The organism is Pseudomonas sp. NPDC090592 (assembly GCF_044769185.1).
Taxonomy (GTDB): domain Bacteria; phylum Pseudomonadota; class Gammaproteobacteria; order Pseudomonadales; family Pseudomonadaceae; genus Aquipseudomonas.
In genome coordinates this window covers 39,479-60,252 of sequence record NZ_JBIVXJ010000011.1, presented here as the reverse complement: position 1 = coordinate 60,252, position 20,774 = coordinate 39,479, and the positions used below count along the sequence as shown (strand labels likewise).

At 62.5% G+C, this 20,774-nt stretch carries 22 protein-coding genes; 14 read left to right on the top strand and 8 right to left on the bottom strand.

Going from position 1 to position 20,774, the window contains the following annotated elements; translation table 11 throughout:
• Positions 1-143 precede the first annotated feature (143 nt).
• Genes lpdA through ACIQUI_RS12075 form a run of 4 tightly spaced genes read right to left on the bottom strand, consistent with a single transcriptional unit; the run spans position 144 to position 5,090 of the window.
• Positions 144-1,523 (bottom strand): dihydrolipoyl dehydrogenase, encoded by a 1,380-nt coding sequence (lpdA, locus tag ACIQUI_RS12090; RefSeq protein ID WP_403198571.1) that lies wholly within the window; start codon positions 1,521-1,523, stop codon positions 144-146.
• Between the two features lie 2 nt (positions 1,524-1,525).
• Complete coding sequence (locus ACIQUI_RS12085; protein WP_403198568.1) at positions 1,526-2,797, bottom strand: dihydrolipoamide acetyltransferase family protein; 1,272 nt, start codon at positions 2,795-2,797, stop codon at positions 1,526-1,528.
• A complete protein-coding gene (locus ACIQUI_RS12080) occupies positions 2,798-3,856 on the bottom strand; it encodes an alpha-ketoacid dehydrogenase subunit beta (protein WP_403198565.1) in 1,059 nt (352 codons plus the stop codon).
• 1 nt (position 3,857) lies between these two features.
• Positions 3,858-5,090, bottom strand: coding sequence for a 3-methyl-2-oxobutanoate dehydrogenase (2-methylpropanoyl-transferring) subunit alpha (locus ACIQUI_RS12075; RefSeq protein WP_110743639.1), 1,233 nt, complete (start codon positions 5,088-5,090; stop codon positions 3,858-3,860).
• A 198-nt stretch (positions 5,091-5,288) separates the two neighbouring features.
• Between ACIQUI_RS12075 and bkdR the strand changes: the two genes are divergently transcribed.
• The 3 genes from bkdR (at position 5,289) to ACIQUI_RS12060 (ending at position 8,756) form a co-directional block, all read left to right on the top strand.
• The gene (gene bkdR, locus ACIQUI_RS12070; RefSeq protein ID WP_012273540.1) at positions 5,289-5,774 is read left to right on the top strand and encodes a Bkd operon transcriptional regulator BkdR; all 486 of its coding nucleotides are present in this window, start codon (positions 5,289-5,291) and stop codon (positions 5,772-5,774) included.
• 274 nt (positions 5,775-6,048) lie between these two features.
• On the top strand, positions 6,049-7,290 hold the full coding sequence (locus ACIQUI_RS12065; RefSeq protein ID WP_403198832.1) for a glutamine synthetase family protein: 1,242 nt from the start codon (positions 6,049-6,051) through the stop codon (positions 7,288-7,290).
• 125 nt (positions 7,291-7,415) lie between these two features.
• On the top strand, positions 7,416-8,756 hold the full coding sequence (locus ACIQUI_RS12060; protein WP_403198562.1) for an MFS transporter: 1,341 nt from the start codon (positions 7,416-7,418) through the stop codon (positions 8,754-8,756).
• 168 nt (positions 8,757-8,924) lie between these two features.
• Here the strand turns inward: ACIQUI_RS12060 and ACIQUI_RS12055 are convergent, their stop codons facing one another.
• The 4 genes from ACIQUI_RS12055 to flgA all read right to left on the bottom strand — a co-directional run bounded on the left by ACIQUI_RS12055 (position 8,925) and on the right by flgA (position 11,495).
• A complete protein-coding gene (locus ACIQUI_RS12055) occupies positions 8,925-9,668 on the bottom strand; it encodes a flagellar brake protein (RefSeq protein ID WP_403198559.1) in 744 nt (247 codons plus the stop codon).
• An 80-nt stretch (positions 9,669-9,748) separates the two neighbouring features.
• Entirely contained in the window at positions 9,749-10,216 is a 468-nt protein-coding gene (locus ACIQUI_RS12050; RefSeq protein ID WP_403198556.1) for a flagella synthesis protein FlgN, read from the bottom strand.
• Between the two features lie 49 nt (positions 10,217-10,265).
• A complete protein-coding gene (gene flgM / locus ACIQUI_RS12045) occupies positions 10,266-10,580 on the bottom strand; it encodes a flagellar biosynthesis anti-sigma factor FlgM (RefSeq protein WP_403198553.1) in 315 nt (104 codons plus the stop codon).
• A 162-nt stretch (positions 10,581-10,742) separates the two neighbouring features.
• Entirely contained in the window at positions 10,743-11,495 is a 753-nt protein-coding gene (gene flgA / locus ACIQUI_RS12040) for a flagellar basal body P-ring formation chaperone FlgA (protein ID WP_403198551.1), read from the bottom strand.
• Between the two features lie 77 nt (positions 11,496-11,572).
• Between flgA and ACIQUI_RS12035 the strand changes: the two genes are divergently transcribed.
• From ACIQUI_RS12035 to ACIQUI_RS11985, 11 genes are all read left to right on the top strand, one after another.
• The gene (locus ACIQUI_RS12035; RefSeq protein ID WP_010955104.1) at positions 11,573-12,502 is read left to right on the top strand and encodes a chemotaxis protein CheV; all 930 of its coding nucleotides are present in this window, start codon (positions 11,573-11,575) and stop codon (positions 12,500-12,502) included.
• Positions 12,503-12,551: 49 nt separating this feature from the next.
• Complete coding sequence (gene cheR / locus ACIQUI_RS12030; protein ID WP_403198549.1) at positions 12,552-13,379, top strand: protein-glutamate O-methyltransferase CheR; 828 nt, start codon at positions 12,552-12,554, stop codon at positions 13,377-13,379.
• 538 nt (positions 13,380-13,917) lie between these two features.
• Entirely contained in the window at positions 13,918-14,328 is a 411-nt protein-coding gene (gene flgB / locus ACIQUI_RS12025) for a flagellar basal body rod protein FlgB (protein ID WP_391132759.1), read from the top strand.
• 2 nt (positions 14,329-14,330) lie between these two features.
• On the top strand, positions 14,331-14,774 hold the full coding sequence (flgC, locus tag ACIQUI_RS12020; protein WP_391132756.1) for a flagellar basal body rod protein FlgC: 444 nt from the start codon (positions 14,331-14,333) through the stop codon (positions 14,772-14,774).
• Between the two features lie 12 nt (positions 14,775-14,786).
• A complete protein-coding gene (gene flgD, locus ACIQUI_RS12015; protein WP_403198547.1) occupies positions 14,787-15,488 on the top strand; it encodes a flagellar hook assembly protein FlgD in 702 nt (233 codons plus the stop codon).
• A gap of 28 nt (positions 15,489-15,516) precedes the next feature.
• Positions 15,517-16,839, top strand: a complete 1,323-nt coding sequence (gene flgE / locus ACIQUI_RS12010; RefSeq protein WP_403198545.1) for a flagellar hook protein FlgE — start codon at positions 15,517-15,519, stop codon at positions 16,837-16,839.
• A 168-nt stretch (positions 16,840-17,007) separates the two neighbouring features.
• The gene (locus ACIQUI_RS12005; RefSeq protein WP_403198542.1) at positions 17,008-17,184 is read left to right on the top strand and encodes a hypothetical protein; all 177 of its coding nucleotides are present in this window, start codon (positions 17,008-17,010) and stop codon (positions 17,182-17,184) included.
• Between the two features lie 160 nt (positions 17,185-17,344).
• Positions 17,345-18,085: a flagellar basal body rod protein FlgF gene (locus ACIQUI_RS12000; RefSeq protein WP_403198539.1), complete on the top strand. Its 741-nt coding sequence runs from the start codon at positions 17,345-17,347 to the stop codon at positions 18,083-18,085.
• 47 nt (positions 18,086-18,132) lie between these two features.
• Positions 18,133-18,918, top strand: coding sequence for a flagellar basal-body rod protein FlgG (gene flgG, locus ACIQUI_RS11995; RefSeq protein ID WP_012273525.1), 786 nt, complete (start codon positions 18,133-18,135; stop codon positions 18,916-18,918).
• 36 nt (positions 18,919-18,954) lie between these two features.
• Positions 18,955-19,650, top strand: coding sequence for a flagellar basal body L-ring protein FlgH (gene flgH, locus ACIQUI_RS11990; protein WP_172223942.1), 696 nt, complete (start codon positions 18,955-18,957; stop codon positions 19,648-19,650).
• 12 nt (positions 19,651-19,662) lie between these two features.
• Positions 19,663-20,772, top strand: coding sequence for a flagellar basal body P-ring protein FlgI (locus tag ACIQUI_RS11985; protein ID WP_403198830.1), 1,110 nt, complete (start codon positions 19,663-19,665; stop codon positions 20,770-20,772).
• Positions 20,773-20,774 lie beyond the last annotated feature (2 nt).

Genomic DNA, 20,774 nt, shown 5'->3' with positions numbered 1-20,774 from the left:
TGCGCGAGCCTGGAGGTTTTGAATAAGACAGAGTCACCCACATGGACGGCGTTGGTTTCTGGATTGGTGTATGGCCTGAATGAAAAAAGACCCGCGGCGCCTCACGGCGCAGCGGGCCAAATCGGCCTTTGGCCGCTTCAGTGTCAGATATGCAGGGCGTGGCCCAGCGCACGTAGTGCCGCTTCCTGTACCGCCTCACCCAGTGTCGGGTGGGCATGGATGGTGCCGGCTACATCCTCCAGGCACGCGCCCATTTCCAGTGACTGGGCAAACGCCGTGGACAGCTCGGAAACCGCCACCCCCACCGCCTGCCAACCCAGAATCAGGTGGTTGTCCCGACGCGCCACTACGCGCACGAAACCGCTTTTCGCTTCCAGGCTCATGGCCCGGCCATTGGCGGCAAACGGGAACTGCGCGACGATGCAGTCCAGGCCTTGCTGGCTGGCCTGTTCCGGCGTCCTGCCGACTACCACCACTTCCGGGTCGGTGAAGCACACGGCGGCAATTGCCGCGGGCTCGAAGCGGCGGGCTTTGCCAGCGATGATCTCGGCAACCATCTCGCCCTGGGCCATGGCCCGGTGCGCCAGCATCGGTTCGCCGGCCACGTCGCCGATGGCCCATACGTTGTGCATGCTGGTCTGGCAACGTTCGTCGATGGCGATGGCGGCGCCGTTCATTTTCAAGTCCAGGCATTCTAGGTTGAAGCCCTGGGTGCGCGGCCGGCGGCCCACGGCTACCAGCACCTGATCGGCTTCCAGGCGCAGTTGCCCACCCTTGCCATCGTTGGCCAGCAGACAGCCATTTTCGTACCCTTCGACGCTGTGGCCGAGGTGCACGGCGATGCCCAGCTTCTTCAACGATTCGGCCACCGGGGCGGTCAGTTCGCTGTCGTAGGTCGGCAGGATGCGCTCACGCGCCTCCACCACGCTGACCTGCGCACCCAGCTTGCGGTAGGCGATGCCCAGTTCCAGGCCAATATAGCCGCCGCCCACCACCACCAGATGTTGCGGCAGGGCGTTTGGCGCCAGGGCTTCGGTCGAGGAAATGATCGGCCCGCCCAACGGCAGCATCGGCAGTTGGACACTGCTGGAACCGGTGGCCAGCAACAGGTGCTCGCACTGGATGCGTTGGCCGTCGACCTCGACCTGCTTGCCGTCGAGCACCTTTGCCCAGCCATGCACCACCTTGACCCCGTGCTTTTTCAGCAGGGCGGCCACACCGCTGGTCAGGCGGTCGACGATGCCGTCCTTCCAGGCCACGCTCTGGCCGATGTCCAGGCGTGGCGAAGTAACGCTGATGCCCAGTTGCGAGGCGCCGGTAAAGCGCGAAGTCTGGTGGAACTGCTCGGCCACATGGATCAGCGCCTTGGACGGAATGCAGCCGATGTTCAGGCAGGTACCGCCCAGTGCCTGGCCTTCCACCAGCACGGTAGGGATGCCCAGTTGCCCGGCGCGGATGGCAGCCACATAGCCGCCTGGGCCGCCGCCGATGATCAACAGGGTGGTCTGGATAGTCTGTTGCATGCTCACTCCACGAACAGGCAGGCGGGTTGTTCGAGCAGGCCGCGCACGGCCTGGATGAACAGCGCGGCGTCCATGCCATCGACCACGCGGTGGTCGAACGAGCTGGACAGGTTCATCATCTTGCGCACGACGATCTGGCCGTCGATCACCACCGGCCGCTCAACCATGCGGTTGACGCCGACAATGGCCACTTCCGGCGTATTGACCACCGGGGTGCTGACGATGCCGCCGAGCGCGCCCAGGCTGGTCAGGGTGATGGTAGAGCCGGAGAGTTCCTCGCGGCTGGCCTTGTTGCTGCGCGCTGCAAAGGCCAGGCGCGAGATCTCGCCAGCATTGGCCCACAAGCTGCCCGCTTCGGCGTGGCGCAGCACGGGCACCATCAGGCCGTTGTCGCCTTGGGTGGCGATGCCCACATGCACCGCGCCATGGCGGGTGATGACCTGGGCTTCGTCGTCATAGGTGGCGTTGATCTGCGGGAAATCGCGCAGGGCCACAACCAGTGCGCGCACCAGGAACGGCAGCAGGGTCAGCTTGCCGCGGCTGTCGCCGTGCTTGCTGTTGAGCTGCTGGCGCAACGCTTCCAGGGCGGTGACGTCGATTTCTTCCACATAGCTGAAGTGTGCGACCCGGCGCTTGGCGTCCTGCATGCGCTGGGCGATCTTGCGGCGCAGGCCGATCACCTGCACCTGCTCGCTGTCGGTGCGCTTGGCATAGCCATTGGCGGCTTGCCCGGCAGCGCTTTGCGGCTTGCTCATGAACGCATCGAGGTCTTCGTGCAGGATGCGCCCGGCCGGGCCGCTGCCGTGCACATAACGCAGCTCGATACCGGCATCCAGGGCGCGTTTGCGTACAGCCGGCGAGGCCAACGGCTTGTCGCCAGGCTGGCGTGGCACGATGGGTGCTGCCTCGTGGTTCACTGGCGCCTGATATGCGGCGGGTTTTGTTTCTTGCTGCGGTTCTGGTTTTGCCACGACAGGCGCAGCAGGCGCTTCGGCCGGCTTGGCTTGCGGCGCATCCACATGGTTGCCGCTGCCTTCTACTTCGATGCGGATCAGTTCGCTACCGACCGCCATGACTTCACCTGGCTGGCCACCCAGGGCCAGCACCTTGCCGCTGACCGGCGACGGGATTTCCACGGTGGCCTTGTCGGTCATGACATCGGCCACGACCTGGTCTTCGGCGATGACGTCGCCGACCTTGACGAACCATTCCACCAACTCGACCTGCGCGATGCCTTCGCCAATGTCCGGCATCTTGATGACGTGCGTGCCCATTCAGACCTCCATGACCTTTTTCAATGCCGCACCTACCCGCGATGGCCCTGGGAAGTAAGCCCATTCCTGCGCGTGGGGGTAGGGGGTGTCCCAACCGGTGACGCGCTCGATCGGCGCCTCCAGGTGGTGGAAGCAGTGCTCCTGCACCAGCGACACCAGTTCGGCACCGAAGCCGCAGGTACGGGTGGCCTCGTGTACCACCACGCAGCGGCCGGTCTTTTTCACCGACTCGACGATGGTGTCCAGGTCCAGCGGCCAAAGGCTGCGCAGGTCGATCACTTCGGCGTCCACACCGCTTTCTTCGGCGGCCACCTGGGCCACGTACACGGTGGTGCCATAGGTGAGCACGGTCACGTCATTACCCGGGCGGGTGATGGCGGCCTTGTCCAGTGGTACGGTGTAGTAGCCGTCGGGCACGGCACTGTGCGGGTGCTTCGCCCACGGCGTTACCGGGCGGTCGTGGTGGCCGTCGAACGGGCCGTTGTACAGGCGCTTGGGCTCCAGGAAAATCACCGGGTCGTCGCATTCGATCGAGGCAATCAACAAACCCTTGGCGTCATACGGGTTGGACGGCATGACGGTACGCAGGCCGCACACCTGGGTGAACATCGCTTCCGGGCTCTGGCTGTGGGTCTGGCCGCCATAGATGCCGCCGCCGCAGGGCATGCGCAGGGTCAGCGGGGCGATGAACTCGCCGGCCGAACGGTAACGCAGGCGGGCCATTTCAGAGACGATCTGGTCGGAGGCCGGGTAGAAGTAGTCGGCGAACTGAATCTCCACCACCGGGCGCAGGCCGTAGGCCCCCATGCCAACGGCGGTGCCGACGATGCCGCTTTCGGAGATCGGCGCATCGAACACGCGCGACTTGCCGTATTTGGTCTGCAGGCCCTCGGTGCAGCGGAACACGCCGCCGAAGTAGCCGACGTCCTGGCCGTACACCACCACGTTGTCGTCGCGCTCAAGCATGACGTCCATGGCCGAGCGCAGGGCCTGGATCATGGTCATGGTAGTAGTGGCCATGGCGGTTTCCGGGTTGATGCTGTTGTTGTGGTCGTTCATCTCAAACTCCCAGTTCCTGGCGTTGGCGGCGCAGGTGGTCGGGCATTTCCTTGTACACGTCCTCGAACATCGAGGCGGCGCTCGGGATGTGACCATTGGCCAGGGTGCCGTACTGCTCGGCTTCTTTCTGTGCGGCAATCACGGCGGCTTCGAACTCGGCCGTGGTGGCCTGGTGTTCTTCTTCCGACCAATGGCCGATCTTGATCAGGTGCTGCTTCAGGCGGGCAATCGGGTCGCCCAGCGGGAAGTGGCTCCAGTCGTCAGCCGGGCGGTACTTGGACGGGTCGTCCGAGGTCGAGTGCGGGCCGGCCCGGTAGGTGACCCATTCGATCAGGCTGGGGCCCAGGCCGCGGCGGGCGCGCTCGGCAGCCCAGCGCGAGGCGGCATACACGGCGACGAAGTCGTTGCCGTCAACCCGCAGCGAGGCGATGCCACAACCTACGCCACGGCCGGCGAAGGTGGTCGACTCGCCACCGGCAATGGCCTGGAAGGTAGAAATGGCCCACTGGTTGTTGACCACGTTGAGGATCACCGGGGCGCGGTACACATGGGCGAAGGTAAGGGCAGTGTGGAAGTCCGATTCGGCGGTGGCGCCGTCGCCGATCCACGCCGAAGCGATCTTGGTATCACCCTTGATCGCCGAGGCCATGGCCCAGCCGACCGCCTGAACGAACTGGGTCGCCAGGTTGCCACTGATGGTGAAGAAGCCGGCTTCGCGCACCGAGTACATGATCGGCAGCTGGCGGCCCTTGAGCGGGTCGCGCTCGTTGGACAGCAACTGGCAGATCATCTCGACCAGCGACACGTCGCGGGCCATCAGGATGCTTTGCTGGCGGTAGGTGGGGAAGCACATGTCGGTGCGGTTCAGCGCCAGCGCCTGGCCGCTGCCGATGGCTTCTTCGCCCAGGCTCTGCATGTAGAAGGACATCTTCTTCTGGCGCTGGGCAACCACCATGCGGCTGTCGAAAATCCGCGTCTTGAGCATGGCGCGCATGCCCTGGCGGAGGATTTGCGGGTCGATGTCTTCGGCCCATGGGCCTTGCGCGTTGCCCTGCTCGTCGAGCACGCGGACCAGGCTGTAGGACAGGTCGGCGGTGTCGGCAGCATCGACATCGACAGGGGGCTTACGGGCCTGACCTGCGTCGTTCAGGCGCAGGTAGGAAAAATCGGTCTGGCAGCCTGGCCGGCCGGTAGGCTCGGGCACATGCAAACGCAGGGGGGCGTACTCGTTCATGCTTTTTACGCTCGCTCGGGTAATTGTTTTTGTGAGCTCTGAAGCGGCCGCCGCTGAATACCGGCTTGTGACTGGTAGGTCAGCGTCACCTACATCTTAGTGGCCCGGCAGGAGAATTTTTCTCTCAAGTTGATTGCCTTTGCCGAGCGGGGCAGATAAACATTCCGCATAAACACAAAAAACCGGTGATTTTGTCTCATGCGCAAACTCGATCGTACCGATATCGGCATTCTCAACAGCCTGCAGGAGAACGCCCGCATCACCAACGCCGAGCTGGCACGCTCGGTGAACCTGTCGCCCACGCCCTGTTTCAACCGGGTGCGGGCCATGGAAGAACTGGGGGTCATCCGCCAGCAGGTGACCTTGCTGTCGCCCGAAGCGCTGGGGCTGGATGTGAACGTGTTCATCCATGTCAGCCTTGAAAAGCAGGTGGAGCAGTCGTTGCACCGCTTTGAAGAAGAAATTGCCGAGCGGCCCGAGGTGATGGAGTGCTACCTGATGACAGGCGACCCGGATTACCTGCTACGGGTGCTGCTGCCCAGCATCCAGGCGCTGGAGCGGTTTCTTGATTACCTGACGCGGTTGCCGGGAGTGGCCAACATACGGTCGAGTTTTGCCTTGAAGCAGGTGCGCTACAAGACCGCCTTGCCGTTGCCGGCCAATGGCATGACTTTGCGGGAATAGTGGTTGCTTGTGCCGGCCTCTTCGCGGGCTCGCCCGCTCCCACAGGTACTGCGCAGGTTCCGAATGCGGCGCCATCCCTGTGGGAGCGGGCAAGCCCGCGAAGAGGCCAGCACAGGCAACAAAGAGGCTGCTTGATATTTTAAACACCGCCAGCCTATGTTGTTGTCAGCGTACAACAACAAGGACAAGCGTCATGAGCACCGCTCAGCTCCAGGGCATCGATGAAATCGAATGCGTCACCCCCGACCTCAATGGCGTCCCACGCGGCAAGGTGATGACTGCCGAAGGCTTCCTCGAAGGCCGCCGCCTGCAAATGGCCCGGGGGGTGTTGCTGCAATGCATCATGGGCGGTTACCCGCCGGCAAGGTTCTACGGCAGTGACGACGGCGACCTGGCGCTGGTCGCCGAACCCAGTCAGGTCCACCGCCTGCCCTGGAGCAGCGACGGCCGCGCCCTGGCCATTTGCGACGCCAATGAACTGGATGGCCGGCCTTCGGCGCTGTCCACCCGTGGCCAGCTCAAGGCAGTGATCGCCCGCTATGCGGCGCTGGGGTTGGCACCCGTGGTAGCCACCGAGCTCGAATTCTTCGTCTTTGCCCCCAACAGCGACCCGCAGCAGCCGTTTCAGCCGCCAGTAGGCATCGATGGCCGCCGTGAGCTTGGCCATTCGGCGTTCAGTGTCAGTTCCAACAATGGCCTGCGCCCGTTCTTCAAGGAGGTGTACCAGTGCATGGCCGCGCTTGGTCTGCCGCGCGACACCTTCATGCACGAGATGGGCGTCAGCCAGTTCGAGATCAACCTGTTGCACGGCGACCCGCTGCTGCTGGCCGACCAGACCTTCCTGTTCAAGCACCTGCTCAAGGAAGTGGCGCTCAAGCATGGGCTGAGCGTGGTGTGCATGGCCAAGCCGCTGGCACGCACGCCGGGCAGTTCCATGCACATTCACCAAAGCCTGATCGAGGTGGGCAGCGGCCGTAATGTGTTCAGCGATGAGCAAGGCCTGCCGACCGACACCTTCCACCATTTCATTGGCGGCCTGCAGGCGTGCATGGCCGACTTCACTGCGCTGTTTGCGCCCAACGTCAATTCCTACCAGCGCCTGTGCCACCCCTATGCCTCGCCAAACAACGCCTGCTGGTCCGAGGACAACCGCGCCGCCGGCCTGCGCATTCCGGCCAGTGCGCCGGTAGCGCGGCGTGTTGAAAACCGCTTGCCCGGTGCCGACGCCAACCCCTACCTGGCCATCGCCGCCAGCCTGGCTGCGGGGCTGCATGGCATCGAGCAGCGCCTGCAACCTTCGCCGCCCATCCAGGGCGAGTTCGAGGTGCCCGAGCACCTGAGCCTGCCGTGTACCCTGCATGCAGCGCTGGAGCGGCTCAAGCGCAGCGCGCTGGCGCGGGAACTGTTCGGCAGCGAGTTCATCGAAGGCTACATCGCCAGCAAGACCCTGGAACTGACCGATTTCTTCGACGAGATCACCCCGTGGGAGCGCCGGGTGCTGGCGGCACAAGCCTGATCGCGACACGACCTGCACCGGACACGCCCCATAGCGTTAAATCGCCGCTGGGGGCCTGCGCCATACGGTTTTTGCCCTTATGCTGCTAGCACCCGCCACCTGATCAAGGGAGCTTTACGGGACCTATGCGAAATGTATGGAAGCCGTTTCAGTCGTTGTATTTCGCCGCGCTGATGATGCTGATCGGCTCGGGCCTGCTCAGTACCTACCTGGCCCTGCGCCTGGCGGCCGACCATGTCGACAGCCTGTGGGTGGGTGCGCTGATGGCCGCCAACTACTTTGGCCTGGCAGTTGGCGGCAAGGTCGGCCACCGGTTGATCGGCCGGGTCGGGCACATTCGCGCCTATGCCACCTGCGCCGGCATCGTTGGCGCGGCGGTGCTTGGCCATGGCCTGACCAGCTGGCTGCCGGCCTGGGTCGGGCTGCGGATGATCGTCGGCTTGGGGATGATGTGCCAATACATGGTCATCGAGAGCTGGCTCAATGAGCAGGCCGATGTGAAGCACCGCGGCGCGGTATTCAGCGGCTACATGATTGCCTCTTACCTGGGGCTGGTGCTCGGCCAGCTGATCCTGGTGGTTCACCCTGAGCTTGGCCCGGGGCTGCTGATGTTGGTGGCGATGTGCTTTGCCCTGTGCCTGGTGCCAGTGGCGATGACCCGGCGCATTCACCCGGCACCTTTGCGCCCGGCACCGATGGAGCCCAAGTTCTTCATCAAGCGCGTGCCGCAGTCGCTCAGTACGGTGTTGGGTTCGGGGTTGATCGTCGGCTCGTTCTACGGCCTGGCACCCTTGTACGCCTCCAGCCAAGGCATGACCACCGAGCAGATCGGTCTGTTCATGGGTAGCTGTATTTTTGCCGGCCTGCTGGTGCAGTGGCCGCTGGGCTGGTTGTCTGACCGTTACGACCGGGCGGTGCTGATCCGCAGCGTGGCAGTGGGCCTGGCGCTGGCCGCTGCGCCGCTGGCGATATTGCCCAGTGTGCCGCTGGAGTTGCTGTTTGGCATCGGGTTCCTGATTTCCTTGCTGCAGTTCTGTTTGTACCCTCTGGCGGTGGCGTTTTCCAATGACCATGTGGAAAGCGAGCGGCGGGTGTCGCTGACGGCCATGCTGTTGGTGACCTATGGCGTGGGCGCGTGTATCGGGCCGTTGGCGGCGGGCGTGCTGATGAAGGTGCTGGGTGCGCAGATGCTGTATGCGTTCTTCGTGTTCTTCGCCCTGGTGCTGGTATGGCGCATTCGGCCGAAAGCGGTTACCGGGTTGCATCAGGTGCAGGATGCGCCGCTGGGCCACGTGGCCATGCCGGCGGCCGGCTCGCCATTGTCGGCGGCGCTGGACCCACGGGTGGATGAGCAGACCGTGCAGGAGGTGATGCAGGCACCGGTGGCGGCTGAGGATACCGAGGATGAAGGGAAGGGGGCTGAGCCACAGGCCGCAGAGCCTGAAGAGGTCAGCAAGTCGGTGTAAGCCTGTACCGGCCTCTTCGCGGGCGCGCCCGCTCCCACAGGTATAGCGTTGGCCTCAGGCTTGGCGCGGTCCCTGTGGGAGCGGGCGTGCCCGCGAAGAGGCCGGTATAGGAAGAACACAAATGAAAACGCCACCTCATCAGGTGGCGTTTTTGCATTCAGCCGACGATCAATAATCGTCCTTGTCGAACCGCCGCGCCTCACGCTGCAGCTGGTACACAAAGCTCTCGATCTTGCGTTGTGCCTGCCCACTCAGGTTGTGGAAGCGCACACCGGCAAAAGTGGTATTGATGCGTTCTTCATAGTGCAGGTGACGCAGCTCGACCATGGTGTCCACCAGGCCCAGCGGGTTGCCCGCCTTGAAGCGCTCATACACCTGGCCCAGTTGCAGACGGTCTTCGACATTGCCTTCAAAGCGCAGCTTGCAACCTGTGGCCGAAATGTCCAGCAGCTTGCCACGCAGGGCGCCATTGCCTTTGAGGTGGGCGCCATCGAGAATGATATCGACCAGTTGCGACAGCTTCAGCGCGGCGCGGAAGGCATTGCGGCGCTGGTGGTAGGTCATCTCTTGCGGCATGGGGCCGCTGTAGCAGCGGTGGCCGTCGACTTCGGTAATCTTCAGTTCGTGGTTGCATTCCCAGGCAATACGCACGCCATCATGGAAGCCTTCGACGCGGAAGTGCTCGCCGTTCTCGATGAATTTCTCACCGTCGCGGGGGATCATCTCGTCCAGTGCCAGGGTGTTCTTTTCACGGTCCACGTGTACCACGTAGCTCTGGAAACGCTGGCTGCGGTCATGGAAGGTGATGATCAGCGGGTCGTGGCTTTCCTGCAGTTGCCGCAAGTTGGCCGCAATCTCCAAGGGGGTGTCCAGCACCTTTGGCGGTTGCGGTGCTTCGGTTTCATTGAACACGGCTTATCGTTCTCCAGGCAAAAGCGACACACGCAAGTAACGGCATTTTGCCAGTATGTTCCGTGCCTTGATAGAAAAAATCACACTTGGCTGAGGGCCCGTGGCTTGGCCAGCGGCGAGGTGCTGCCGCGGCTGTCGTAGAGCGACGGCGAGTCGCCGCCCATGAGGATCCTGATCTGGTTGTTGGTGACGTGTTGCTGGACCTGGATGATCCGGCCATTGGTCTGGTTGACCTGCTGGCACTCGTCCATCAGCTGCGACAGCATGTCGAGCCGCTGGAGCATCACCTCGCCATGGGGCGACTGCGCGGCCACCGCTTGCACGCCGGCACGATCGGCACTCAGGCCCAGGCTGCCGAGCAACTGGCTGCGGCGCTGGCCATGCTGCTCGACCAGGATGATCAGCGATTGCTTGCGCGCCAGGATCTGTTCCAGCAGCGGCATGTCGCGGCCATGCAGGGCGATCGCTTCTTTTTGCAGAAGGTCGAGCAGTTCCTGCAGCGGGGCAATGTCATCTTCGATCAGTTGCAGCAAGGTGGTGTCGTGCATGGCTAACTCTTGGCTTTTCTAGCGTCCGTGAAGTCAGCGCGCCGAACGGTCAGCGCTGGGCTTCGAAATCGAGCAGTTTGCTGGCGACCCGGCCGGCATCGACCTGATAGCTGCCATCGGCGATCGCCTGTTTCAACTCGGCCACGCGGGCACTGTTGACCACTGGCTCGTCGCGCAGCTTGTCGTTGATCTTCTGCAACTGCTGTGCCTCTTGGCTGAGGTGTACCGCTTCTCCGCTGGCGCTGGTGCCGCTGGCCGCTTCCTGGCTGGCTGCCGGTTTTTCGGCGCTGCCGGCTGCGCTGTTGCCGCGCACGCCGCCCGTGACGGACGGAGAGTTATTCAAACGACTGAAGTCGATGACCATGATCAGAAACCTCTGGGTATTTGGACGCTTGCCTTGTTTTCGGCCAACCCGAAAGAAACTTTAGGCACAAATGCATAGCCGCCTGTCAGCAAGCTCGCGAACCCGTTTTCTGACACAGTTTAGGAAATGCGGTTCCTCACTGCCAGCGTAATCTGTGGCTGGCTACATACTGACCTCGACCTGGCCCGGCCCGGTCACCCTGGCCTTGACCACCCGTTTGGAATTGAGGTTGCGTACCCGTATCTGTTCGCTCAGGCCGCCCTTGCTCAGGGCTTCGCCTGGCATGCGCACGCTGAGGCTGCCACTGCGGGCGACGATTACCACCTGGTCACCCTTGCGCACTACCTCGGCCTGTTCCAGGTGTTGTGGCGTGAGTACCTGGTCGATCACCGTGGGGCGTAGCATCTTCATGCCCACTGCCTGGTCCAGTTCGGTGAGAAAGCCCTGGCCAAGGGTGCCGACATCGCGCTCGCGCAGGGCCACGTCGCCTTCGCCCACCGTGTTGTCGCGCTTGAGCGGGCGGGTTACCACCACCACATCGCGGAACAGCCGCACGGTGGCCGGTACGAACACGGTCCATGGCGCCGCACCGTCGCAGCGTACCCGCACCGTCACCCGGCCCAGCGGCTGGGCCGGGCTTTCCAGCGACGCGTCCAGCTGCTGGCTGCACAATGGCATGCGCAGGCGTGGGTCCAGCGAGTTGACCTGGATTTCATAACGGCCGGCTGTCTGGGTGGTGGCCAGGTAATCTTCGACGGTGAATTCAAGAAACCCTTGGGTGACACCGATAAGCTGTTCAGGCAAGGTGAACGCGTCCGCTACCGTGCGAACGCCGGGCGCCAGCAGGCACAGCGTGGCCAGCGAGCCAGTCAGCAGGCGCGTCAATCGTCGGAAAAATGTCGTTTTCGTGTGCATGACGCTCAAAAAAGCAAAGCCCGTGCCGACTCGTAACCTGAGTTGCAACGAAAGGCTGAAAGATTAAGGAGTCTGGCATGGCGGGTGTTATGGATTCGGTCAACCAGCGCACGCAGCTGGTGGGGCAGAATCGCCTGGAGTTGCTGCTGTTCCGCCTCAATGGCGAACAGCTTTACGGCATCAACGTGTTCAAGGTCAGGGAAGTGCTGCAATGCCCTGCGCTGACCCTGCTGCCCAAGGCGCACCCGGTGGTGCGCGGTGTTGCCAACATTCGCGGGGCGACCATCCCGATCCTCGACTTGTCGATGGCTACCGGGTTGCGGCCGCTGCAGGAAGACACGCGCAACAGTTTCGTGATCATCACCGAGTACAACACCAAGACCCAGGGCTTTCTGGTGCACTCGGTGGAGCGCATCGTCAACATGAACTGGGAGGAGATCCATCCGCCACCCAAGGGGACGGGCCGCGATCACTACCTGACAGCGGTCACCCGGGTGGACAACCGCATGGTCGAGATCATCGACGTGGAGAAGGTGCTGGCCGAAGTGTCGCCGTCTTCCGAGTCGGTGTCGGCCGGGGTGATCGATGCCGAGGTGCAGGACAAGGCCGTGCTGATGCGCGTGCTCACCGTCGACGATTCGTCGGTGGCGCGCAAGCAGGTCAGCCGCTGCCTGCAGACCGTAGGGGTGGAAGTGGTGGCGCTCAATGACGGCCGTCAGGCCCTGAACTACCTGCGCCAGCTGGTGGATGAGGGCAAAAAGCCGGAAGAAGAGTTCCTGATGATGATCTCGGACATTGAAATGCCGGAAATGGACGGCTATACGCTAACGGCAGAGATCCGTAGCGACCCGCGCATGCAAAAATTGCACATCTGCCTGCATACTTCGCTTTCCGGGGTATTCAACCAGGCAATGGTCAAGAAGGTCGGCGCCGATGACTTCCTGGCCAAGTTCAAGCCGGACGACCTGGCCCAGCGGGTGGTCGACCGGATCAAGGCAGCGCATTGAAGCAGCCGGGGCTAGCCCCGGCACCAGTGATTGAAAAGAGGCGGCAGTAGTGTCTACGGGTAATTTGGATTTCGAACAGTTCCGGGTATTCCTGGAGAAAGCCTGTGGCATCCTGCTGGGCGAGAATAAGCAGTACCTGGTTTCCAGCCGTCTCAACAAGCTGATGGAGCAACAGGGTATCAAGAGCCTGGGCGAGCTGGTGCAGCGCATCCAGGCCCAGCCGCGCGCCGGTTTGCGCGAGCAGGTGGTGGATGCGATGACCACCAACGAGACCCTGTGGTTTCGCGACACTTACCCGTTCGAGGTGCTGAAGAACAAGGTGATCCCCGAGTTCATCCGCAACAACCCGGGCCAGCGCCTGCGCATGTGGTCGGCGGCCTGTTCGTCGGGGCAGGAGCCTTACTCCATTTCCATGGCCATCGATGAGTTCGAGCGCAGCAACCTTGGGCAGTTGAAGATGGGCGCGCAGATTGTGGCCACCGACCTGTCCGGCACCATGCTGACCAACTGCAAGACCGGCGAATACGACAGCCTGGCGATTGCCCGCGGCCTGTCCCAGGAGCGCCTGCAGCGCTACTTCGACCCCAAGGGGCCGGGGCGCTGGGCGGTCAAGCCGGCCATTCGCAGCCGCGTCGAGTTCCGCTCGTTCAACCTGCTCGACAGTTATGCCAGCCTGGGCAAGTTCGATATCGTGTTCTGCCGCAACGTGCTGATCTACTTCTCGGCGCAGGTGAAGCGCGACATTCTGCTGCGTATTCACAGCACACTGAAGCCGGGTGGCTACCTGTTCCTCGGCGCCTCGGAGGCGCTGAACGGGTTGCCGGACCATTACCAGATGGTGCAGTGCAGCCCGGGGATCATTTACCAGGCCAAGTAGGGTTTGCCTTTAGGGTTGTGGTGGCTGTGAGATCGAGCGCCGCCCGCGCGGCGCTTCGCGGGGCAAGCCCGCTCCCACATTTGTTGCAACGTGCCGAACCTGACAGGCCATGGTTGTCAGTCTTGTTGGGTTGGCTGGATTTCTGAGTTGGCATTGCTGCCGCCCCACTTGTCTCAAGCCATGCACCAAGGCTGACAACGCCTCTTTCACAGACATGGCCACGTTGCAGCAAATGTGGGAGCGGGCTTGCCCCGCGAAGCGCCGCGCGGGCGGCGCTCGATCTCACAAGCGCAGAAAGTGTCAAGGCGAACGCCGCGAAGCTCCAAATCCTGACGTCAATTTTTTGGTTTGCCGCTTTTGCCGCCCGGCAATTGCCGCTTTCGCCGCCCAAGGCGGAAGGCCTTTGCCGCTTTTCTGGCATCACCCTGACAGCACCACACCCCGCAGCCCTGCAAATCCGGGCTTTTCATGGGTTGGCACAGCCCTTGCTATACCTTGCTCAACGAAATTCCGGTCAACCTCTGAAGGTTTCCCCGACATGAGCATCAGCTTCGACAAGGCGCTTGGTATCCACGAAAAGGCCATGAGTTTCCGCGCCCAGCGCGCCGAAGTGCTGGCCAACAACATTGCCAACGCCGACACGCCCAACTACAAGGCGCGTGACATGGACTTTTCTTCGGTGCTCGCTGCCGAGACCAGCAAGCAGCAAAGCGGCCGCTTCGCCATGGACCGGACCAACAGCCGGCACATCGAAGCCGAAGGCCTTGCCATTGCAGCGGATGACACGCTCAAGTACCGCACGCCACTGCAGCCGTCGATCGACCAGAACACCGTGGACGCGCAGATCGAGCAATCGAACTACACCGAAAACGCCATTGGCTTCCAGGCCAGCTTCACCTTGCTCAACAGTAAATTCAAAGGGCTGGTTTCTGCCCTGCGCGGAGAATGACCATGTCCCTTTCCAGTGTTTTCAACATTGCCGGTAGCGGCATGAGCGCGCAGAACACGCGCCTGAACACCGTTGCTTCCAACATTGCCAACGCCGAGACCGTCTCTTCGAGCATCGACCAGACCTATCGCGCCCGTCACCCGGTGTTCGCCACCACCTTCCAGGATGCCCAGGCCGGCGTCAGCCAGTCGCTGTTCGAAGACCAGGGCGAGGCAGGGCAGGGTGTGCAGGTAAAAGGTATCGTCGAGGACCAGAGCACGCTGGAGGCGCGCTACGAGCCAAACCACCCGGCAGCGAACAAGGACGGCTACGTCTACTACCCGAATGTCAACGTGGTCGAGGAGATGGCCGACATGATCTCCGCCAGCCGTGCGTTCCAGACCAACGCCGAGCTGATGAACACGGCCAAGAGCATGATGCAGAAAGTCCTGACCCTGGGGCAGTGATAGGAAGCCGATATGACCACTACCAACTCCACCAGCGACGTCAGTAGCGCTTACCTGACATCGCTGCAAAAGCAGACGTCGAAGACCAACAGCAACACCGGCGCCGCCGGCAGTGCGCTGGGCAAGGATGCGTTCCTGCAGCTGCTGGTTACCCAGATGAAGAACCAAAACCCGCTCGATCCGCAGGAAAACGGCGAGTTCGTGGCGCAGTTGGCGCAGTTCAGCAGCCTCGAAAGCATGCAGTCGCTGAATGATTCGGTGACCTATATCGCCGCAGGGCTGCAGTCTTCCCAGGCCCTGCAGGCGTCGTCACTGGTCGGGCGCAATGTGATCGTCCAGACCGACAAGGCCGTCGTCGACACCAGCAAGGACATGAAGGGTTCGGTCAACCTGACCTCGTCCAGTACCGCCACTTCGGTGGGTATCTACGACAAGGACGACAAGCTGGTCCGCACCCTCGACCTGGGGACGCAGAAGGCCGGCAAGGTCGACTTCACCTGGGATGGCCTGGACGACGACGGTGAAGCCGTGGCAGCGGGTACCTTTACCTTCAAGGCCACTGCATCGATCGATGGCAAGGCTACGGCCATGACTACCAACCTGCCGGCCTCGGTCACCAGTGTGACCATGGGCACCAACGGTTCGGAAATGACCCTCAACCTGGCCGGGCTGGGCAGTGTTGCGCTTTCCAAAATCCAAAGCATCGGCATCTAGGGCCTGAGCAAAACGACAGGAGTTACACATGTCTTTCAATATCGGCCTTAGCGGCCTCTATGCAGCAAACAAGGCCCTGAACGTTACCGGCAACAACATTGCCAACGTTGCCACCACCGGCTTCAAGTCGTCGCGCGCCGAGTTCGCCGACCAGTACTCCAACTCCATTCGCGGCACCAGCGCCGGCAAGAACATCGTCGGCACCGGCGTCAAGACTGCCGCCGTGTCGCAGATGTTCACCGCGGGCAACATCAATGGCACCGGCCAGGCGCTGGACATGGCTATCGATGGCAACGGCTTTTTTGCCTTGAACGACAATGGCTCGAAAATCTATACCCGTGCCGGCGCTTTCTACAGCGACAAGGACGGCTATGTGGTCAATTCCTCGGGCGCCAACCTGCAAGGTTATGCCGTGGATGCCAACGGCAAGATCATCCAGGGTGTGCTGACCAACCTGCAGATCGATACCTCGAACCTGACGCCGAACCCGACCGGGAAAATTTCCGAGAACGTCAACCTGAACTCCAGTGCTACCGCGCCGACAGTTTCGCCGTTCGACCCGACCAATACCGGTACCTACAACTACACGTTCAACACCGACGTGTACGACAGCCAGGGTAACGCGCACCAGTTGAACCAGTATTTCGTCAAGGATGCCGGCAGCAACTCGTGGACCATGTACACCACCATCGACGGCCGCAACCCGGCCGACCCGACCTCGACCACGCCGCTGGCCAACAAGCTGCCGTTCAAGTCTGACGGCACCCTGGATACTGCGGCGATGACTGCGGGCCCGGTTGCCGGTGGCCTTACCATCGACGCCAACAAGACGTTCAGCCTCAACAACTGGATCCCGGCGCAGAAGAACGCCGCCGGCGTGTGGGGTGCCAACGGTGCCGTCGCCAACGTGGCGGGGGTCAACCTGGACATGCTGGGCACCACCCAGTACAACGCCGCATCCGCCACCACCGCCAAGAGCCAGGATGGCTTCGCCACCGGCGAGCTGTCGGGCCTGACCATCGACCAGAGCGGTAACATGTTCGCCAACTTCACCAACGGCCAGGACAAGATCATCGGCCAGGTGGCGATTGCCAACTTTGCCAACCTGCAGGGCCTGACCCCGATTGGCGGCACTGCCTGGAAAGAGTCCTACGCCTCCGGCGTGCCGGTGATCGGCGCACCTGACACAGGTACCCTGGGCCAGATTACTGGCGGCTCGCTGGAAGACTCCAACGTCGACCTGACCGGTGAGCTGGTCAACCTGATCAAGGCGCAGAGCAACTACCAGGCAAACGCCAAGACCATTTCCACTGAAAGCACCATCATGCAGACCATCATCCAGATGACCTGATGGTCGTTTGTTGATCTGGTGTCGTGTGTAATTGGGGCTGCTTTGCAGCCCATCGCGACGCAAGGCCGCTCCTACAGGAGATCGCGTTCCCTGTAGGAGCGGCCTTGCGTCGCGATGGGCCGCGAAGCGGCCCCAAAATCTGAAAGGTTCACACCCATGAAACGGCTAATGCTCACAGCCCTCCTGGCCATGGCTATCACTTCGCCGCTCTCGGCCGCCCCCGCACCGTTCTACCAATGGCAAAGCCTGGCCACCGGCCGTTACATGTGCTCGGCCAACAATCCAGGCGAAGGCTGGGTACGCCATTCCGGCCCCTACAACAACGCCGCGTGCCGCACCTTCTGAACCGACCATTGCCGCAGGCGGCAAACATCCGCCGACAAACTGACGTTTGTTGCCCCTCGCTGTCCTGAAAACCCCGAAAACAGGCGCTTTCAGACTTGGTTCGATTATTGCTTCGAACCTGCCCAGTGACAGCGCGGCAGCGACGCGCAGAGGAGATACTGTGGACAAGTTGCTTTATGTGGCCATGACCGGCGCCAGCCAGAACGCGCTGGCGCAAAAGGCCCACGCCAACAACCTGGCGAACATTTCCACCAACGGTTTTCAACGTGATCTGGAACAGGCCCGCTCGATGCCGGTGTTCGGCGACAGCTTTCCGGCGCGTGCCTTTGCCATGACCGAGCGCCCGGCCACCGACTTCAGTGAAGGCCCGTTGGTCGAGACCGGTCGTGACCTGGATGTTGCCGTGACCGGTAAAGGTTTCATTGCCGTGCAGGCACCGGACGGCAGCGAAGCCTATGTGCGCACCGGTAGCCTGAACATCGACGCCCTCGGCGTGCTGCGTGCCGGCAATGGCATGCCGGTGATCGGCAACGGTGGCCCGATCGCCATCCCGCCAGAGCAGAAGGTGGAAGTGGGCGCCGACGGCACCCTCAGCATCCGCTCCATGGGTGAAGGCCCGCGGGTAATGGCCGAGGTCGACCGCATAAAGCTGGTCAACCCGGATACCAAAGGCCTGACAAAGGGCCTGGACGGCCTGATCCATACCACCACTGGCCAGCCGGCCGATGCCGACGTCAATGTGCGCGTGGTGTCGGGCTTCCTGGAGGGCAGCAACGTCAACGCTGTCGAGGAAATGACCTCGGTGCTGGCGCTGTCCCGCCAGTTCGAACTGCACGTCAAGATGATGAACACGGCCAAGGAAGGCGACGAAGCCATGGCTCGGGTTTTGCAAATCGGCTAATCACTTTTGAACGGGTGCCGTAAAACAGGCGCACGAGGAGAACTTACATGCTTCCGGCTCTTTGGGTCGCTAAAACCGGCCTGTCCGCCCAGGACACTAACCTGACGGTCATTTCCAACAACCTGGCCAACGTCTCCACCACTGGCTTCAAGCGTGATCGCGCCGAGTTTGCGGACCTGCTGTACCAGATCAAGCGCCAGCCAGGCGCCCAGTCGACCCAGGACAGCGAGCTGCCTTCGGGCCTGCAGGTCGGTACCGGTGTGCGCATTGTCGGTACCCAGAAAAGCTTCGTTGCCGGCAGCCTGCAAACCACCGAAAACCCGTTGGACATGGCGGTCAACGGCCGTGGCTTCTTCCAGATCCTGCAGCCGGACGGCACCGTGTCGTACACCCGTGACGGCACCTTCCACCTGAACTCCGACGGCCAGATCGTTACCGCCAACGGCTATGCACTGGAGCCTGCCGTGGTCGTGCCGAACGACGCGCAAACCTTCACCGTTGGCCAGGACGGCACCGTGTCGATCACCACGGCCGGCAACCCGGCGGCGCAGGTGATCGGCAACATCCAGACCGCCGACTTCATCAACCCGGCCGGCCTGCAGGCCATCGGCGACAACCTGTTCCTGGAGACTGCCGCCAGTGGCGCGCCGCAAGTCGGCACCCCGGGCCTGAACGGTTTCGGCACCACCCAGCAGCAAACCCTGGAAAACTCCAACGTCAGCACGGTGGAGGAGTTGGTGAACATGATCACCACCCAGCGCGCCTACGAGATGAACTCCAAGGTCATCTCCACCGCCGACCAGATGCTGTCGTTCGTGACCCAGCAGCTCTAAGCCCTGTCGCTTCGTTACACCCGTGAGGTATGCACCATGAATCGTCTGTTGTCCGTGTTCGCCCTGGGGGGGGCGGTGTTGCTGGCAGGTTGCGTCGGCCCGACGCCCAAGCCCAACGACCCGTACTACGCGCCGGTATTGCCGCGCACCCCGTTGCCGGCAGCGGCCAACAACGGTTCGATCTACCAGGCCGGCTTCGAGCAGAACCTGTACAGCGACCGCAAGGCGTTCAGGGTAGGTGACATCATCACCATCACCCTCAACGAGAAAACCTCGGCCAGCAAGAACGCAGGTTCGCAAATTGCCAAGACCAGCAAGACTGATATTGGCCTGACCTCGTTGTTTGGCAGCACGCCCAACACCAACAACCCGTTCGGCGGCGGTGACCTTTCGCTGGAGGCGGGTTACAGCGGTGATCGTGCGACCAAGGGCGACAGCAAGGCCACCCAAGGTAATACCCTGACCGGCTCGATTACTGTCACCGTGGCCGAAGTACTGCCCAACGGCATCATCGCGGTGCGCGGCGAGAAGTGGCTGACCCTGAACACCGGTGAAGAGCTGGTGCGCATTGCCGGCATGGTCCGCGCCGACGATATCGCCACCGACAACACCGTGCCGTCCACCCGTGTGGCCGATGCGCGCATCACCTATTCCGGTACCGGCTCGTTTGCCGATGCCAGCCAGCCCGGTTGGCTGGACCGCTTCTTCATCAGCCCGCTTTGGCCTTTCTGAGTACGGATGACCATGTTCAACGTGAGGCAGCTGATTGCCGCAACCCTGCTCCTGTCCTGTGCCTTCGGTGCGCAGGCAGAGCGCCTGAAGGACATTGCCAGCATCTCTGGCGTGCGTTCCAACCAGTTGATCGGTTACGGCCTGGTGGTAGGGCTTAATGGTACGGGTGACCAGACCACCCAGACGCCGTTCACCCTGCAAACCTTCAACAACATGCTGTCGCAGTTCGGCATCAAGGTACCCGCCGGGTCCGGCAACGTGCAGCTGAAGAACGTTGCGGCCGTATCGGTGCATGCCGACCTGCCGGCGTTCGCCAAGCCCGGTCAGGTGGTGGACATTACCGTGTCGTCGATCGGTAACTCCAAGAGCCTGCGCGGCGGCAGCCTGCTGATGACCCCGCTCAAGGGTATCGACGGCAACGTCTACGCCATTGCCCAGGGCAACCTGGTGGTGGGGGGCTTTGATGCAGAAGGCCGTGACGGTTCGAAGATCACCGTCAACGTTCCGTCGGCCGGTCGCATCCCCGGTGGTGCCAGCGTAGAGCGGGCTGTGCCGAGCGGCTTCAACCAGGGCAATACCCTGACCCTGAACCTGAACCGCCCCGACTTCACCACTGCCAAGCGCGTCGTCGACAAGGTCAACGAGCTGCTTGGTCCGGGCGTGGCCCAGGCGGTAGATGGTGGTTCGGTGCGGGTCAGTGCACCGATGGACCCGAGCCAGCGGGTGGACTACCTGTCGATCCTCGAAAACCTCGAAATCGATCCGGGCCAGGCAGTGGCCAAGGTGATCATCAACTCGCGTACCGGCACCATCGTCATCGGCCAGAACGTCAAGGTGTCGCCGGCCGCGGTGACCCACGGCAGCCTGACCGTGACCATTACCGAAGACCCGATTGTCAGTCAGCCGGGGGCCTTCTCCAATGGCCAGACAGCCGTGGTGCCACGTTCGCGGGTGAACGCCGAGCAGGAAGCCAAGCCGATGTTCAAGTTCGGCCCGGGCACCACCCTGGATGAGATCGTCCGGGCGGTGAACCAGGTAGGCGCAGCGCCGGGCGACCTGATGGCCATCCTCGAAGCCCTGAAACAGGCCGGCGCCTTGCAGGCCGACCTGATCGTGATCTGAGG

What these genes read in the sequence shown, in the direction of transcription:
- lpdA (WP_403198571.1), bottom strand. Translation starts at nt 1,523, where the DNA reads ATGCAACAGACTATCCAGACCACCCTGTTGATCATCGGCGGCGGCCCA.
- ACIQUI_RS12085 (WP_403198568.1), bottom strand. Translation starts at nt 2,797, where the DNA reads ATGGGCACGCACGTCATCAAGATGCCGGACATTGGCGAAGGCATCGCG.
- ACIQUI_RS12080 (WP_403198565.1), bottom strand. Translation starts at nt 3,856, where the DNA reads ATGAACGACCACAACAACAGCATCAACCCGGAAACCGCCATGGCCACT.
- ACIQUI_RS12075 (WP_110743639.1), bottom strand. Translation starts at nt 5,090, where the DNA reads ATGAACGAGTACGCCCCCCTGCGTTTGCATGTGCCCGAGCCTACCGGC.
- bkdR (WP_012273540.1), top strand. Translation starts at nt 5,289, where the DNA reads ATGCGCAAACTCGATCGTACCGATATCGGCATTCTCAACAGCCTGCAG.
- ACIQUI_RS12065 (WP_403198832.1), top strand. Translation starts at nt 6,049, where the DNA reads ATGACTGCCGAAGGCTTCCTCGAAGGCCGCCGCCTGCAAATGGCCCGG.
- ACIQUI_RS12060 (WP_403198562.1), top strand. Translation starts at nt 7,416, where the DNA reads ATGCGAAATGTATGGAAGCCGTTTCAGTCGTTGTATTTCGCCGCGCTG.
- ACIQUI_RS12050 (WP_403198556.1), bottom strand. Translation starts at nt 10,216, where the DNA reads ATGCACGACACCACCTTGCTGCAACTGATCGAAGATGACATTGCCCCG.
- flgM (WP_403198553.1), bottom strand. Translation starts at nt 10,580, where the DNA reads ATGGTCATCGACTTCAGTCGTTTGAATAACTCTCCGTCCGTCACGGGC.
- flgA (WP_403198551.1), bottom strand. Translation starts at nt 11,495, where the DNA reads ATGCACACGAAAACGACATTTTTCCGACGATTGACGCGCCTGCTGACT.
- ACIQUI_RS12035 (WP_010955104.1), top strand. Translation starts at nt 11,573, where the DNA reads ATGGCGGGTGTTATGGATTCGGTCAACCAGCGCACGCAGCTGGTGGGG.
- flgB (WP_391132759.1), top strand. Translation starts at nt 13,918, where the DNA reads ATGAGCATCAGCTTCGACAAGGCGCTTGGTATCCACGAAAAGGCCATG.
- flgC (WP_391132756.1), top strand. Translation starts at nt 14,331, where the DNA reads ATGTCCCTTTCCAGTGTTTTCAACATTGCCGGTAGCGGCATGAGCGCG.
- flgD (WP_403198547.1), top strand. Translation starts at nt 14,787, where the DNA reads ATGACCACTACCAACTCCACCAGCGACGTCAGTAGCGCTTACCTGACA.
- flgE (WP_403198545.1), top strand. Translation starts at nt 15,517, where the DNA reads ATGTCTTTCAATATCGGCCTTAGCGGCCTCTATGCAGCAAACAAGGCC.
- ACIQUI_RS12005 (WP_403198542.1), top strand. Translation starts at nt 17,008, where the DNA reads ATGCTCACAGCCCTCCTGGCCATGGCTATCACTTCGCCGCTCTCGGCC.
- flgG (WP_012273525.1), top strand. Translation starts at nt 18,133, where the DNA reads ATGCTTCCGGCTCTTTGGGTCGCTAAAACCGGCCTGTCCGCCCAGGAC.
- flgH (WP_172223942.1), top strand. Translation starts at nt 18,955, where the DNA reads ATGAATCGTCTGTTGTCCGTGTTCGCCCTGGGGGGGGCGGTGTTGCTG.
- ACIQUI_RS11985 (WP_403198830.1), top strand. Translation starts at nt 19,663, where the DNA reads ATGTTCAACGTGAGGCAGCTGATTGCCGCAACCCTGCTCCTGTCCTGT.